Raw genomic sequence first — 15,466 nt, 5'->3', positions numbered from 1 at the left:
TTCAAAGACATGCCTTTTTGATATTTGTTTGATTAACTGAACAAATCTGGGCGAGCACTGTAGAGCAATGAAATAAACACAATGATATCTACTATGACGTGTATGCTTATAGTCACCAGAAGACTCCGAGTAACATGGAATACATAACCTTGGTATAGGGCATAAGCTAGAACTAATGGGACAATCCAACCCCTAAAACCCATAGCAAATAGAAAGCTCGTAAACATAGAACTTTGGATAATGTTTGCTAACCAAAACGGCAAGTAGCGTTTTGCAATGGCCAGCACGAGGGCTATAAAGAAAAATTCCTCCCATACGCCTACCGCCATAATAGACGCAAACGATACAAGAATGTTGACTGTCGTATCCATATGCCAGCTAAAATGGGCATTCGTCGTTAGAAAATAAAGCGGTTGCCAAAATGCTGTCATCACCGCTGCAAACACCACATACTTAACCTCGTTTCTTGTCCAGCGACGACGGAAGTTAAGCCCAAGATGGATAAATGAATGTTCATCATAACGCCTAGCTAGTCCATAAGGTACTAAGACGGATGCCGCCAGGCCAAGGGTCATAAATATTAAATAATATGGCTTAACCTCTGTACCAATTGGCGTAATCGCTAGCATTGCCACTCCCAACCATAGCCAGAGCATATAGTTACGCTCTCGACTGTGACGAAGACTGATTAGTACCAGAAGTGATAGAGCAATCAGAATGTAACCGATCACCTGACTTAACCGCGTAACTATCGTTATATAACCCCCAGCGAGGGGAAGGGCCATACCCAGAAACTGTCTGCTGGCAGGTGAAAGATATACTACTATAGCTGTCTCCGCGCTACCTTGTTATAAAAATATTTAATAGTTGAGGATGATGGGCATTGATCAAAGCTAAATACAATACGAAATCGATCGTCAGGTGAATCGCAATAATATATACCAGGTTATCGGTCCGACGAAATACTAGACCCTGGAGCAGCGCAAAGGGATAGATAATAAATGGAGCCCAGCCACGAAACCCTAGCTCATATAAAAATGAGGTGAATAGTAGTGCTTGTACAAGATTTGCTTGATGAAACGGCATATGCCGTTTAAGTAGCGCCAATACCGTAACAATAAAGAACAGCTCATCCCAAATGCCTAAGCCGTTCGTACCAAGAAACAAAATGAATAAATGGTATGGGTCATTCTCAACTACCCAATTCTGATACGCTCCCGTCGTCTGCATCCAATACGGCAATATGAGATAACTCAATATACACGCCAAAAGCAGATACCCAACGTGTCCCCGGGTCCAAGTGTGCCGTCCGATTGGAAAGCGTATTACAGATTCTTTGTACAAGAATCGTGTTACCACAAACGGTATGAGCACAGCTAGCCCTATCAACGCGCCCATCGATATTATGTGCATAAGATCTATACTCGTACCTATTGGCGCAACCCCAATAATTGCAATAGACAAGAATATGAGTAGCGCATGTCGACTATACGCACGGGTTGCACCAAAGGTCATCAGTGCGCCAACCCCCAGAACAGTCACGCCCTCTATTTTCTGGCCAAGCGGAATCATTAGCAAAGTACCGATTACCAAGAACAGTAGACTAAGATACATCCACCAATCATGATTCGACAGTGGTCGCTCGTGACGCCATTTATTGCGAGTACTTTGCTGATGAGAGCTTAACTTTTCCACTAGAGTATTCATTGAAGTGTTTAACAGAAAAAGCGAACCTGTAATTATTTTATAAACCACGGATCATTGTAACATAGCCAATGACTCAAAGTAGAACTAACCTATCGTGTGGTAGTTTTTCTTAACTTGTAAACCCTACCTGTGCTATAACTAAGCGTAAGGGCTAATAAACTATATCGAAAGGGCAAGAATATGAGTAAAAACGTAAAAGGGTTTGGCGTAGTTGAAATAGTGCTTGTTGTGGTTGTTGTCGGGTTGATTGGCGTGCTAGGATGGATGTTCTTTAATAAACAGAAGGAAACGAAGACGAGCGACAACACAGCCAGCAATAGTGCACAGCAATCTGATCAAACAAAAATTACACAAACAACGACAGAAACAGAGCAACCTAAAGATACTTCTGGTGCAGTTTCAATTTACCCAAGCAAAAGTGATGGGACAACCTCTAAAGACTTCTACACCGTGGTGCTACCGAAAGGCTGGTCAGTCGAAAAGGTGTTTGAGCCATATAATATCGTCAAGACGATCGGTAATGAAAAATACCTTATTAGCTCATTTGTACACGAAGGCTCTGAGTCAAACTTAATGGAACAAAGATTTGATGAAGGGATTACTGCTGTCAGTTCTGTCAAAACCAAGGCTGGCACCACTATACATATCCTCAAAACACCAACGACGTTATTTCTCGCGACCTGCGCACCCTCGGGTGATAATTGCTATTTGCAGCTAAACGGAAAGAAGCTGTATATTCATCTCTACCAAATAGTTCCTGGAGCCCAAACAGCAACAAATATTGATTACTCGTCGGCTTCAGCCAAGGAGATAATTAGCGATCTCGAGAATATCGCAAAATCACTTAGCATTTAGTCTTTTAAAATAAGAGGTAAGCCACAACAAAAAAGTGAACTTTGCCATTGCTTTTACTGTCATGTCTACGGAAAGAGGGCGATCCAGTCACTCGGTTACAACTGTGTTATACTAGAAGTAGCTAGATCATTCTAAGACCTCTTATTTCACTACCAAATATCTCTTCTTACAGTCCTTTGGCTCAATACACAACTTAAAAGAAGGGGTTTCTCATGATTTCATTTATCTGGCCACCCGGTGAACCGATGGTCGCTGGTACTGGTGGGTCCGAAACCTACACCGCAGGACACATCCGCGAGCTGCGACGGCGCGGAATAGATGCCCAAGTAGTGACACTCGGCCACGGCACCAAAGATGGTCGACAAGATTTCACCGACATTCCATTTACTGCACTCGGGAGCGAAGCACACATCAGCGAACTACCGGGCACTGTAGTCTTCGTCAACAAAGCCTACAATGTACCGACACGCCACAAGGCCGCCATCATATTGCATTGCTCGATCCCGAAAGACTCCGACTGTGACCGATACAAGCTCTACATCGTCGGTCGAACTATCATTGCGACCAGCGTATATAGCGGTCAGCAGTGGGCGCTATACCTAGATATACCGTACGCCCGTATCCATATCGTGTTGCCATTTGCCGACCCGGTCTATGGCAGCATGACGCGCAGCAAACCCACTAAGCGCACGCGCATCGTCTTTGCCGGTCGACTCCACCCCGAAAAAGGCATCTATACTATCCTCGAAATGATGCACAGCAAAGACATGCGGCATAACGGCTACCACGTCACACTCGTCACGGCCGGGTTGCACGTTGGCACTGGTCGCGAAATTGCACGTATGTTACGGGACTATCCATATGCAAAACTCATGCCGGCGCAAAAATCAGTCAAACAAATGGCAAGGCTCTTGGCACATAGTGATATTCTCATGATGCCGTCGGTCTTTGCGGAGCCGTTTGGCATGCTTTCGATTGAAGCACAACACGCGGGCTGTAGAGTTGTCGCCAGTAATGTTGGTGGCCTGCCCGAAACAAACTGCGGGCTACTGACGCTAGTCGAACCGCGGAGTCCATTAGCACTCCTCACCGGCATCAAGCAAGCCGTTGCACTTGGTCAAGCCACCAAGAAAGAACGTGATCACGCCAAAAAACAATTTCAACTTGATGAATCAGTCGATGAGCTGCTGCGCGTTTTAAAATCTACATAGCTTTTTGAAATAAGTTTACCCACTGCCTAGCGTTAACGCGAGACGGCTTCTTGTCTTTAGGTGCACCGATTTTTTGATAGTACCGTGGGTCGGCGTAACACTGCTCAATAAACTTCATAAAATCAGCCCGTTGTTCCAGAGGCAGCAGAGCGGGTTCTCGTGGTTTTAGTTCAAGCAACACCGTATCAACTGCTGGCGGAGGGGTGAAGTCAGTACGTCGTAGGGGCCGTCGAATCCGCGCCTGCCACCACGGCGCGATGGAAATACCAAGTGCGCCATGAAAATAGTCACTCTCGACAAGGAGTTTGCGCGCAAATTGTTTTTGGACAATCAAATAAATTGCGCGTGGAGCCACCTGTGCCTCGGTGAGCCGACGCACAATGGCTGAACTTTGGGAAAATGGAATATTTGCGAATACCTTATAAGGCACGGTCGGGAGAGAGCTTTTCAAAAAATCTTCCTCGATAACCTCAACATTTTTAAATTGCCGCATATTGTTTCGGAGTTTTTTTGCCGCTGCAGGTTCGTTCTCATAAGCAATAACTTGGTGCACTCGACGTGCCAAGACCGCAGTAATCGCGCCGCTGCCCGCACCGATATCAACCACCGTATCACGAGGACGGATAGTGCTATGACCAATAAGCTCAGCGATGAGACCCGTATACTTCAAAAAGTGTTGCTGATGACTCTTTACAAGACGTTTCACCCTTTTATTATACTGCGTACCTGTCTATACTGATGCTATGACAAAAAGCAAAAGCGGATTTACCATTGTCGAACTCGTCATCGTGATCGTGATCATTGTCATTCTTGCCACTATTGGTGTCGTGTCATACAGCACTGCCTCGGCAAGAGCGCGCGATAGTCAAACAGCTACTGCTGTCAACCAGTGGGTAAAAGCCATCCAGATGTACAAAGCTCGAAATGGCAGTTTCCCCTCAATGACGAGCTGTCTTGGAACTAATTATAAATATGGTGTGAGTGAGGCTGACATGTCCGGCTACCAATGTAGGCAATCATCAGCTAGCACTGGAATTGTTCGTGATAGTACATTTAGTACGGCACTGAGCCCCTATATGAGTAGTGAACCCACCCCAGCTATGCAAACCGCCATCGTAAGTAGTCCAAATGATTGGTATCGGGGCGCATATTTTAACCCTACGGGTGGATCAGATAGCAAAAGTGTCCGGATCGATATGGTCATTAGCGACAAAGGCACGTGCCCGAGTACGATCGGGGGGTATGCAATCGTCACCAACACAACTGCCCCAAATAATTTTCATATTTGTTCTTACGAAATTGGTCGCCAGCCGTAGGATAACCTAAATCGCACCATCTTCTCCGACGAACAGTTGGCCCTGATGGGCCAAGGCCCGCCAAGGCGAAGGCTAATCAGTTAGCGGCGGGCCGGTGTTCGGAGTGGGGAGGTGGTGAGATTTAGACGGAACAGCATAGGCATTGACAGTATCAACGATTTAGTGTATGATGTCTATACTTATGTCTGAAATGCATACCCCAAAATCAATTCATGGCGATCCTATCGACCACACGCGACAGCCAGTTCAGTGTGAAGGTTCACCAGATGTGTTTATTTATCCAAGAGTGGGTACGAGCGAGGTTCAGCAAACACGCGGCGGTCTACCGCTTGGTCATATTGCATTTGTCGCAGTTGAAACTTTTTCTAAACCATCTCCAGCAGATGAACAGTAGTCGCGATACACTATCGCCGACCAAATAAGCCGTTCAATAACGATCCGAGCAAACCGCCGGATTTTTTTGATCCTGAAGCAGTCAGCACGGTCGAAGCAAGCTCAGTTAGAAGGCTACCATTTGGTGTTCGCTGACCCTTCAAGATGTCCGCTATGCCGCCAGCATCGAGGTTTTGTGATTGTTTCTCGCGCCCTAGAAATGCCATGATAAGCGGTGCCGCGAAGGCCAATATCTTCATCACGGCTGCCGGATCTACCCCTGTTTGCTTCGACAATCGATTTGTGACTACAGTACTATTTGCTCCCAATACATGGTCGAGGATCTTGCTCCCATCTTGCTGGGTTGTTGGCGTCTCAAAGAGAGAACCGAGGCTATCGAGGAGTGAACCACCAGCATGGTCTTTGCCGATTGCCGCGTCAAGGGCAGTCGCACCCTCGGGTGAGCTGGCGTTATTGCCCATTTGTCCAATGATCATCGGTAATCCCGCGGTGATAACGCGCTCAACATCCGGTTGGCTTACCCCCGTTGATCGACTGATAGAATCGCTGATATTTCCTTTAATAAGGTCCGTGATACGCGCTTGTAAATCCATATTACTCCTCTAGGTTATCATTTACTTTTCAATGGTGAATCATCTTTGGCAATCGCTTCGCTGCCTTCAAGATAGCCTCAACCTCACCAACCGTCGGAACGTGTTTGGCAACGTGATGTGCGGCGTTGTAGCTAACCAAATCATCGTGTAGCGACATCGCTTGACGATAGGCAAGTTTGGGAACAGTACAAGCGCCAACACGCGCTAAAAGATCAGCGACTTCATGGCTAATGCCGTGAATGCGCAGGAGATCAGCCCGATGAACCCATTCTTTTACCTGTGTTTCAGAGAGGTGGGCCTCATCGGCAATACGCATACGACCAGTAGAGGTGGCACCGGCTTCAAGTAATTGATCTGTGGTGCGTATACCGATCGACAAGAGTTTTTCCTGATACGCTGGTCCGATTCCCTCGATAGACTTGATGCTTACCATACACTACCTCCTCACGTATCGCTACTATGTATTTAGTATACGCTTTTTATGTATTTTCAACTACTAGCAATACAGTGTATACTAAGCATTAGCATGAATAATCACGAAAAACACTCAATGGGCCAATATTTGCGTGCTGTCAATTATTTGACAGTCGCTCAAATTTTTTTAGCAGATAACCACCTTATGAAGCGTGAGCTAACGTTTGATGACGTCAAGAGCCGACTTCTTGGACACTGGGGTAGTGGGCCAGGCATCAACTTTGCTTATGCGCACCTCAGTCGTTTTGCAAAAAAATACGACCAAGACATGATGTTTGTCCTCGGTCCAGGGCATGGATTCCCTGCGCTTCAGGCAAATCTCTTCCTCGAGGGGACGCTAACTCATTTTGACCCCTCGCTTCCAGTCAATCTCGATGGCATCCGTCGTCTGTGCCGTGAGTTTAGTTGGCCGTACGGCTACCCAAGTCACTCAAATCCCGAGACCCCCGGGGTTATCCTCGAAGGAGGTGAGCTGGGGTATAGTCTAAGTACCAGCTATGGCGCTATCCTCGATAATCCCGGCCTGATCGTTGCCTGTCTTGTCGGAGATGGCGAAGCCGAGACGGGTCCAACTGCCGGTGCGTGGCATCTCAATAAACTCGTCAATCCGCGCAAAGACGGTGTGGTCTTGCCAATTCTTCACCTCAATGGCTATAAGATTTCTCAACCAACTATCTATGGCCGCATGAGCAATTACGAATTGATGACGCTCTTTAGCGGCTATGGCTATGAACCGCGGATTGTCGATACCACCGACTGCGACGAAAACGAAGCCCATGATCGTATGGCAGAAGCACTCGATTGGGCTCATACGACCATCGAGGAGCTAAAAGTCTCTCAAGACACCGTTTGCCCGCGTCTGCCAATGCTTATCATGCGTACCCTCAAGGGCTGGACAGGGCCAAAAGAACTTGATGGGGATAAGATCGAGGGAAACTGCCTAGCGCACCAGGTAGTTCTGACCGAAGCAAAAACCGACGAACACCAACTAGCTATGCTCAACGAGTGGTTGGGTGGCTACAAGTTTAGCGAACTATTTAGTGAAGAGCAGGGCTTTGGTAGCTTCGTAGGTGATATTTTGCCAGAAAATCCAGAGAAACGCATGGGCAGAAGCCGGCATGCTCATGGCGGCGACAGTGTGTACACACCACTCCGACTTCCATCTGTCGAGCAATTTGCCGAAGACGCCACCGTACCAGGTACGATGGGCAGTAGCTCGATGCGCCGTACCGGCCTCTATCTCGAGGAGGTATTTCGCCTCAATGCCGAGACGAAGAACTTTCGATTTATGTCTCCAGACGAAACGTATAGCAATAAGCTTGACGATATATTCAAAGCAACTTCTCGTAGCTGGCAATGGCCGCTGCGCGACTGGGATAAGGATCTTTCCCAAGATGGTCGAGTCATGGAAATGCTCTCCGAACACAATATGCAAGGACTCATGCAGGGCTATGTATTGACCGGCCGTCATGCTATGTTTGCCAGTTATGAAGCATTTTTGCAAGTAGTGAGTAGTATGGTCGATCAGTACGCCAAGTTTTTGACGCAGAGCCGCGGTGTTTCCTGGCGAGGGACGATTCCAAGCATCAACTATATCCTCACAAGTAGTGGATGGCGCCAGGATCACAACGGCTTTAGCCACCAAAACCCTGGCTTTATCGACGACCTACTCCGTCGCCAAAGCAATTTCAGCGATGTTTATTTCCCGGCAGATGGTAACTGCTCGCTTGTTGTCATCGAGAAAATGCTCACGAGCGTGCGTCAGATCAATGCTATTGTCGCCGGCAAAACCGTCGAGCCACGCTGGCTTGACGTAAATAAAGCTCGCGAACAAATCGATCAAGGAGTGCTAGTGTGGGACTTCGCATCAGATGATAATCCCGATCTCGTCATGGCCGCAGCAGGTGATTACCCAACAAAAGAGATTATGGCCGCCATCGATATCATCAAAACTGAACGCCCCGAGGTGCGACTGCGCTGTGTCAATGTCAGTAGTCTCACCACTATGGGATTTGGGACACTCAACAACACCGCCGACCAAAAACTGTTTGATCATATCTTTACCGAGGACAAACCAGTAATCTTCAACTTCCATGGCTATCCTCAAACTATCAAGTCGGTACTCTTTAATTACGCGGTTGATTCGACACGATTTGACGTCCGCGGTTACAAAGAGATTGGCAGCACAACTACGCCATTTGACATGCACGTCCGAAATGAGACCAGTCGCTACGACCTGGTGATTGCTGCTTTCAAACAATTAGGCCACGATGGTGTGATGCCATTTGAAGAAGCCGAGCATCTCGCCGCAAAATACAAAGCAAAGATCGACGAAAATACTGAATACATCAAAGCCAATGGTATCGACCTGCCGGAACTTGATGCGTGGGTGTGGCCCGCAGCACGTGGCCTTGTCAAGACGGAGGAAGAAGCCTGGCATGGTCAAACTAACTAGAGGGCAGACACTCTATGATCCTCGTTGCTAATCCCGGCAGCTCAAGTCGAAAATACGCCCTTTATGACGACACCCTCCAGCTTCGTGCTGAACTTCATATCGAGACGGTCGGTGAGCGCCTCGCCGCGACACTGCACCATCATCAAACAACAACAAATGTGCCTCTCGAGTATAGTGATCTAGCCGAGTCGGCGTCACATCTCACTACCATCTTTCGCTACCATCATAGTATTGAGGAAAATGAAACGATTGCGACAATTGGCCTCCGCATTGTCGCGCCCAGTAGTTATTTTATGAGTGACCACATTATCAACGACGAGGTGGTCGCCAAACTTCAGGAGGTTCGTGAACACGCACCTCTTCATGTCGACGCGTCGCTTGAGGAACTCCGTCGCTTACGCGAAGCATACCCCGAGGCTACTGTCGTGGGTGTGAGCGATAGTGCCTTTCATGCGACTAAGCCAAATTATGCGTGGAACTACGGTATCGCCATTCATGATGCTGATCAATTTGACATCAAACGATTTGGCTACCACGGACTATCAGTAGCCGCGGCAATCGATGCACTCTGGGATCGTGGCAAGTTGCCACCGAAGGTCGTCGTCTGCCATCTTGGTAGCGGCTCGTCGGTGACAGGGGTGTTTCACGGTCGTAGTATCGACACATCAATGGGGTACTCCCCACTCGAAGGTGTCATCATGGCCTCTCGCAGTGGCTCGATTGATTTTGGAGCGGTCAAAGCTCTCAAAAAAAACTTGCAAATGAATGACGACAAAATTGAGGAATACCTCAATAGGCAGGCAGGGCTCCTCGGGCTTTCTGGGAGTAACGATATTCGCGAGCTGATCTCGCGTGAGGCCGATGGCAACCACATGGCTCACCTCGCACTTGATACGTTGATCCATAGTCTACATAAGGCGATAGGAAGTATGATTGTCGCTCTTAATGGCTGTGACCTGCTGGTGTTTACGGGCACAGTGGGGGAGCGTTCGGCTGTCATACGTAAACGAATCGTCGCGCACCTTGAGTTTATCGATTTTATCCTCGATGGCGATCTCAATGATGCTTGTACCTCGCCCGAAAAACTAACAAGTGTTAGCCAAGCCGCAAAGTCGCGTCCCATCATTGTTATTCCCGCCAACGAATCGCTTGAAATCGCAAAACATGCGCAGACACTGACGCGTACAGTAACGCTATGAGCCTTGTGCGCAACATCTATTTTTTCTTCAGCTCTTACGCCAACGAGCACGAGCGGTCGGTCGGACAATTTTTTGGAACACTGACCGAACATAATAATCAAGCCCAAACGAGGGCTCGTCTCAAGTCACTCCTCCAGCGCGACATCGCTGCCCTCAATCTATGGACTGAATATGCCTACAAAGGCTATCGCTATCTCAAAAAATCAAAGCGCCGTGAACTCTATGCAAATCTCGACCTCATAGCAGCAGACTTCGAAAGGTTCCGTCAGGCTCATCCAGGTAGTAGTTTACTCGCTCATCACACTATTGCTTCGGTATCTCAGAGCAAAGCAGACCCCGAGCGTCTCAACATCATCCAACAGCTACTCGATTATTTCTCCCCGGAAAGGGGACTGTACGTGTATCAAGCGTCCAGTTCATTCGGTCGTCTTCTGCAAAACCCATCCAAGGACACTCTCGTCGGCGACTGCAACCAGATCGTTACGCTTTATATCTACCTTTACTCGCGATACTTCGATGTAAGCGACCTTCAGGTACGATTGTTCCCGGGTCATGTTGCACTTCACTACGGCGGTATTGACATTGAAGCAACCAATGGCACCGTTACGAATTATCAGCATACTAAAGAAGCTCGGTTGCTCCCTGTTGAGGAAATTGTCAGCGTCAACCTACTTGATACCAGTGATCTCTACCTCACCACGCATGAAGTTTCACCAAAAGAGTTCTTGCAAGCAGCCCGATTTTCCCATCTCCTCAGCCACGAACGCCACCTCACACAACACAACCTCGAAGCTGCCTATAGCTCGCTTATCACCATGCTTATGAAGCGCGAGCGATTTATGCCTGCACTGGAATATGCCAAACAAAGCCGCGACATTCACCTACGCGGAGTAGTGGGAAATAATGGTGCGATTTATTATATGCGCCACAACGACTTCAAGTCTGCACGACGCTTTGCTGAGTTTGCCCCAAAACGCAGTGAACTAGTGAAGGAAAGTTATATCTCTGAAGGAACCTATCATTACAATGCTCACCGTTATCAAGCAGCGATCGATGCGTTTAAACATGCGGGTTCAGAGCCTATGATTCGTCGTTGCTATGAGGCACTTTTCTTTGCAGAGCAGAGCAAACTTGGGACACATCTCGATACAAAGACGATCGCACGCCACTCAAAAACTATCCACCATATGAGCCAGTATGCGAAGAAATCTGCCAATAGCCAACTCATCGCACAGGCAAACAACTTAAAAAAATACCTATAGTCCTCACTGTAGCCTGTGTTACAATGAGCATAACCAACTTAATGTATAACTCAAAAAATGGCAAATCTTTATACCTGGATCCACGACCTTGTTGGCAATCACAACCAACGTGCCGCCTCAAACGCTCGCGAAGAAAATCTAAGGCGTGCTAACCGTCATTACAGCCGCTTTGGTCGATTTGTACGGGTGCTTGGGCCGGGGGTAGTGACCGGCGCAGCCGACGATGATCCGAGCGGTATTGCCACTTATAGTCAAGCTGGCACCATCTACAAATATGGACTGCTTTGGCTATTCCCGATTATGTACCCGCTTCTTTTGGCCGTCCAAGAAAGTTGTGCTCGCATCGGAGCCGTCACCGGTGACGGGCTAGCCGCGCTCCTCAAGAAATACTACAGCCGAAAAGTACTCTATACCGCAGTATTCTTGGTGGTTATCGCAAATACAGTCAATATCGGAAGCGATCTCGCTGCAATGTCCGCTACGATGCAGCTCTTCTTTCCGGAGATACCATTTATCGGCTTGGCTGTCTTTTTTGCGCTGCTTTGTGTGCTGCTGCAAATCCTTGTACCGTATCGGCAATATGCAAAAATACTGAAGTGGCTCGCTATCGCGCTATTTGCCTATCCTGTTACCTCATTTATGGTTGTCCAGAACTGGGGAGAAGTGTTTCAAAGCACCTTCATCCCCAATGTCACGATAAACAAAGATACGATTTATATCATCGTTGGTATCCTGGGCACTACTATTAGCCCCTATCTTTTCTTTTGGAATACAGGCGAGGTCGTCGAGGATGAGGTTGAGACTCATCGCATTAGCAACCTCTCGACGGGTGCTAAGCCGCATATCAGCAAACGTTTTATCCACAAGATACGCCTCGACAATATCGCCGGTATGAGTTTGGCCAGCATTTCTGCCTGGTTTATTGTTGTTGCGTGTGCCGCAGCGCTGCACGGACATATCGGTCAAATCAATAATGCCCAGGACGCAGCAGCAGCACTTGAGCCACTCGTGCAAGGCTTCCCAAATGCCGGCCTTGTCGCCAAACTGCTCTTTAGCGTCGGTATCATCGGCATCGGCCTGCTCGCCGTACCTGTCCTGGCCGGCTCATCCAGTTATGCCATCAGCGAAGCACTCGGGATTAAAGAAGGGCTGTACCGCAAGTTCAAAAAAGCGCATGGCTTTTATGGCATTATCGCCCTCGCCACATTTGCAGGCCTGCTCATAAATATCATCGGCATCGATCCTATTCAAGCGTTGATCTTTACTGCTGTATTCAACGCGGTTGCATCGGTTCCGCTTCTGTACATGATATGGCGCGTTGGCAACAATCCCGACATTATGGGAGAATACAAAAACTCTCGCTGGAGCAACGCGGGCGTATTTGCCGCGTTTATCTTGATGGCAGCAGCTAGCCTAGTGCTGTTCTATTCGTTTATTCCGCGCTAAAATAAACAGATGACAAAACCTGCTCTCTACTACACCGTCCTGCTCGATACTATCATCGGTGGGGGACAGGCACTTGGCACGCTCGATGACGGGCGCAAAGCACTCGTGTGGGGCGGGCTCCCTGGTGAAACTGTTGCGTTTCGGATCACAAAAAAGAAATCTCGTTTTGTCGAAGGAGTTGTCTCAGAGATTAAAACGCCCTCGACTGAACGTATTTCACCAGCGGACCCCGATAGTTATCTTAGTACTAGCCCATGGCAATTCATGAAATTCTCGGCCGAGCAACATTACAAAGCCGCATTGGTTGAAGAAGCATTTGAGCTACATGACATAGTCCTCCCAAATCCTATCGAAATGTATAGTGACGGACATATCGATCACTATCGCAATAAAGTCGAGTTCAGCTGGTACAGTGACTGTGATAAAGACGGAGATGAAACACTTGATCTAGCATTCTTTAGACGCGGCTCAAAAGGTAAAATCACGATCGAGGAGTGCTCACTCATACCCGATTCAATGATGAAACTCGCAAAAGAGATTCGCGATCTTTTACGTGCCAAGAAAGTGACAGCACGTCAGCTCAAAACTCTTCTTATTCGTTGTGATCAATCAGGCCAGTGTGTCTGGCAACTTTATCTAAAAGAAGTTAATCCAGACATTATCACCACCAAGGAAGCTTCAAACCTAACAGCTCAGGGCGGAGAGCTTATCTATAGCGACCCCAAAAGCCCCGCCAGTCGTATTACCAAACGGTTAGCTCAATACGGAGACATAGCTCTCTCAGATATTCTCCTTGGCGTTCCATTTAATTACGCCGCGGAGAGTTTTTTCCAAATAAATCTTCCTGTTTACGAACAAGTGCTCCATGACCTAAAGCGATGGGTCGTTGCTGACACACAGACGATCGATCTCTATAGTGGGGTCGGTACCATCGGGCTTACGATAGGTGGTAACGAGTGTACATTGATCGAGATTGATGAAAATGCCGTTAGAGAAATGAAACGGAACATTGAACGCCTAGAGAGCAATGCCAAAGCCGTCCTTGCGCCGAGCGAAAAATCGCTCGACTACATTAAGCCGCACACAACCGTTATCGTAGATCCACCCCGCACAGGACTCCACCGAGACCTCATCACCAGACTACTTTCCTCGAGACCACAGAGAATTATCTATCTCAGCTGTAATCCTACTACTCAGGCACGTGATGTTGCGCTATTAGCGGCAGCATACGGTATTGCGCATCATCAAGGGTATAATTTCTTCCCGCGGACACCTCATATTGAACATCTCATCGTACTTGATTTACAGCGCGCGTTACTGTGATACACTAAAGACATGAAGCACAAGCGTATTCGCGGTTTTACTCTCGTTGAAGTTGCTGTTGTTGTCGCAGTCATCGCCATCCTTGCAAGCTTGAGTATTTTGGCGTTTAACAAGGTACAAGCACAAGCATACGATGCCAGTCAACGGACTTTAATCATAGCTATTATGACTACATTCGATAAATATTATGATAAATATGGTGAATATCCGACGGGTTGCTCACTAAGTACGGTCGCTTCAGGTTGTCGTGCTAACCAATCTACAGTCACTACTACATCAACTGCAATCTATTCAAATACTACTTCGTCAACAATTGCATCTATGCCAGGCCTAGAAAGTCTTGGGACTGTTCTCGGAAATACTTCAACGACACCGATTAATGGCACCTACCTAACATATGGTGTATACTATTGGGGACAATTAGGACAATATCCAAATGCAGGTTGCGGAACGGGGTGCTCTTCTGGCGTGTCAATTACTTCGCCAGGTGGCGGCATGGCCTGCAATTCTACCGATACTATTTATAAGATAGCAGGTGATACTCCTAGTAGCTATAGTTCATATACGCTTGCGTATCATTCAAAAGAAGATGGTCGTTGGCACATTTATCAAGGTAAGTATGGGCAGCGTCTTAAGTTTATGCCTGGGAATTATATTACTGCCGGTACAGCTATAGGAAAATGCGTGTTTGAAAACTAATTTAGCTTGTCTTAATCCGCCGATAGGCAAACTTCGTCGCCACACGCCAACCGCTGCGAGCATCACTATCTGCCTGATAAATGTGACCCTCGCGTATTTCCCGTACTAATAGAAGTGCGGGGTTGTAGGGGGCAAGCGTGCGATAAAACACGATGTCTGACTCATGAATTTCTTTTCGTCCAGGAAATACCAACGAAAAGCGTTCGCGGCCAATATCATCAAAATAATTTGGTCGTCCTTTTGGTGGAAAATACAGTTCGACGACAATTCCCATGCGTGCAGCTATTTTTTTGACATCGTTGAGCAACAGTTTTGAATGACCGTATATATAGCAATAGAGTTGTTTCTTTTTTGATAACAGTACCGTCGCACGCGCCGAATGTCCGACACTTATTCCGCGCACAATGACCTTTTCTATCTCTATATCGACACCAAACTCCTGTTTGGCACTTCGCTCGAGGGCAAGATCATCGTATATGTCATCATTCATTTGTTCTAATTATCGTATACCGCGCCAAAACTAGCAACACTAG

The 15,466-nt window shown here is 47.5% G+C and carries 16 protein-coding genes; 10 read left to right on the top strand and 6 right to left on the bottom strand.

What is annotated here, in order from left to right; genetic code table 11:
• Positions 1–32: 32 nt before the first annotated feature.
• Both L336_RS04715 and L336_RS04710 read right to left on the bottom strand, forming a co-directional pair.
• On the bottom strand, positions 33–629 hold the full coding sequence (locus L336_RS04715; RefSeq protein WP_237738779.1) for a CPBP family intramembrane glutamic endopeptidase: 597 nt from the start codon (positions 627–629) through the stop codon (positions 33–35).
• Positions 630–840: 211 nt separating this feature from the next.
• Entirely contained in the window at positions 841–1,695 is an 855-nt protein-coding gene (locus L336_RS04710) for a CPBP family intramembrane glutamic endopeptidase (protein WP_160142776.1), read from the bottom strand.
• 192 nt (positions 1,696–1,887) lie between these two features.
• On the opposite strand from L336_RS04710, the gene L336_RS04705 reads away from it, so the two are divergent.
• Together L336_RS04705 and L336_RS04700 are read left to right on the top strand one after the other, a co-directional pair.
• Positions 1,888–2,562 carry a hypothetical protein gene (locus L336_RS04705; protein ID WP_015642070.1) on the top strand — a complete coding sequence of 225 codons (675 nt, stop codon included), beginning with the start codon at positions 1,888–1,890 and terminating at the stop codon, positions 2,560–2,562.
• A 212-nt stretch (positions 2,563–2,774) separates the two neighbouring features.
• A complete protein-coding gene (locus tag L336_RS04700) occupies positions 2,775–3,773 on the top strand; it encodes a glycosyltransferase family 4 protein (RefSeq protein ID WP_015642069.1) in 999 nt (332 codons plus the stop codon).
• Here L336_RS04700 and L336_RS04695 read toward each other — a convergent pair.
• A complete protein-coding gene (locus L336_RS04695) occupies positions 3,766–4,479 on the bottom strand; it encodes a ribosomal RNA small subunit methyltransferase A (protein ID WP_015642068.1) in 714 nt (237 codons plus the stop codon). The two genes, L336_RS04700 and L336_RS04695, sit on opposite strands and share 8 nt — an antisense overlap.
• Before the next feature lie 37 nt (positions 4,480–4,516).
• Here L336_RS04695 and L336_RS05745 point away from each other — a divergent pair, with 37 nt between their 5' ends.
• Together L336_RS05745 and L336_RS04685 are read left to right on the top strand one after the other, a co-directional pair.
• Positions 4,517–5,089 (top strand): prepilin-type N-terminal cleavage/methylation domain-containing protein, encoded by a 573-nt coding sequence (locus L336_RS05745; RefSeq protein WP_015642067.1) that lies wholly within the window; start codon positions 4,517–4,519, stop codon positions 5,087–5,089.
• Between the two features lie 190 nt (positions 5,090–5,279).
• Positions 5,280–5,483 (top strand): hypothetical protein, encoded by a 204-nt coding sequence (locus tag L336_RS04685; RefSeq protein WP_041191388.1) that lies wholly within the window; start codon positions 5,280–5,282, stop codon positions 5,481–5,483.
• Positions 5,484–5,493: 10 nt separating this feature from the next.
• Here L336_RS04685 and L336_RS04680 read toward each other — a convergent pair whose 3' ends face one another.
• On the bottom strand, positions 5,494–6,075 hold the full coding sequence (locus L336_RS04680; protein ID WP_015642065.1) for a DUF937 domain-containing protein: 582 nt from the start codon (positions 6,073–6,075) through the stop codon (positions 5,494–5,496).
• 28 nt (positions 6,076–6,103) lie between these two features.
• Positions 6,104–6,508: a DUF4332 domain-containing protein gene (locus L336_RS04675; protein ID WP_015642064.1), complete on the bottom strand. Its 405-nt coding sequence runs from the start codon at positions 6,506–6,508 to the stop codon at positions 6,104–6,106.
• 93 nt (positions 6,509–6,601) lie between these two features.
• Here L336_RS04675 and L336_RS04670 point away from each other — a divergent pair, with 93 nt between their 5' ends.
• From L336_RS04670 to L336_RS04645, 6 genes are read left to right on the top strand one after another with little or no spacing between them, the layout of a single operon-like run.
• The gene (locus L336_RS04670) at positions 6,602–9,004 is read left to right on the top strand and encodes a phosphoketolase family protein (RefSeq protein ID WP_128817327.1); all 2,403 of its coding nucleotides are present in this window, start codon (positions 6,602–6,604) and stop codon (positions 9,002–9,004) included.
• A 14-nt stretch (positions 9,005–9,018) separates the two neighbouring features.
• The gene (locus L336_RS04665) at positions 9,019–10,203 is read left to right on the top strand and encodes an acetate/propionate family kinase (RefSeq protein ID WP_015642062.1); all 1,185 of its coding nucleotides are present in this window, start codon (positions 9,019–9,021) and stop codon (positions 10,201–10,203) included.
• Positions 10,200–11,465, top strand: a complete 1,266-nt coding sequence (locus L336_RS04660; RefSeq protein ID WP_015642061.1) for a hypothetical protein — start codon at positions 10,200–10,202, stop codon at positions 11,463–11,465. Before L336_RS04665 ends, L336_RS04660 begins: the two co-directional genes overlap by 4 nt.
• 57 nt (positions 11,466–11,522) lie before the next feature.
• A complete protein-coding gene (locus L336_RS04655) occupies positions 11,523–12,911 on the top strand; it encodes an NRAMP family divalent metal transporter (RefSeq protein ID WP_015642060.1) in 1,389 nt (462 codons plus the stop codon).
• Between the two features lie 9 nt (positions 12,912–12,920).
• The gene (locus tag L336_RS04650; protein ID WP_015642059.1) at positions 12,921–14,234 is read left to right on the top strand and encodes a class I SAM-dependent RNA methyltransferase; all 1,314 of its coding nucleotides are present in this window, start codon (positions 12,921–12,923) and stop codon (positions 14,232–14,234) included.
• A 12-nt stretch (positions 14,235–14,246) separates the two neighbouring features.
• Complete coding sequence (locus tag L336_RS04645) at positions 14,247–14,933, top strand: prepilin-type N-terminal cleavage/methylation domain-containing protein (protein WP_015642058.1); 687 nt, start codon at positions 14,247–14,249, stop codon at positions 14,931–14,933.
• 1 nt (position 14,934) lies between these two features.
• Here L336_RS04645 and L336_RS04640 read toward each other — a convergent pair whose 3' ends face one another.
• Positions 14,935–15,423 carry a hypothetical protein gene (locus tag L336_RS04640; protein WP_015642057.1) on the bottom strand — a complete coding sequence of 163 codons (489 nt, stop codon included), beginning with the start codon at positions 15,421–15,423 and terminating at the stop codon, positions 14,935–14,937.
• Positions 15,424–15,466: the final 43 nt, after the last annotated feature.

The sequence above is a fragment of the Candidatus Saccharimonas aalborgensis genome, from assembly GCF_000392435.1.
Lineage (GTDB): Bacteria > Patescibacteriota > Saccharimonadia > Saccharimonadales > Saccharimonadaceae > Saccharimonas > Saccharimonas aalborgensis.
The sequence above is the reverse complement of the archived record's forward strand: the minus strand, read 5'-3'. Positions and strand labels throughout refer to the sequence as shown.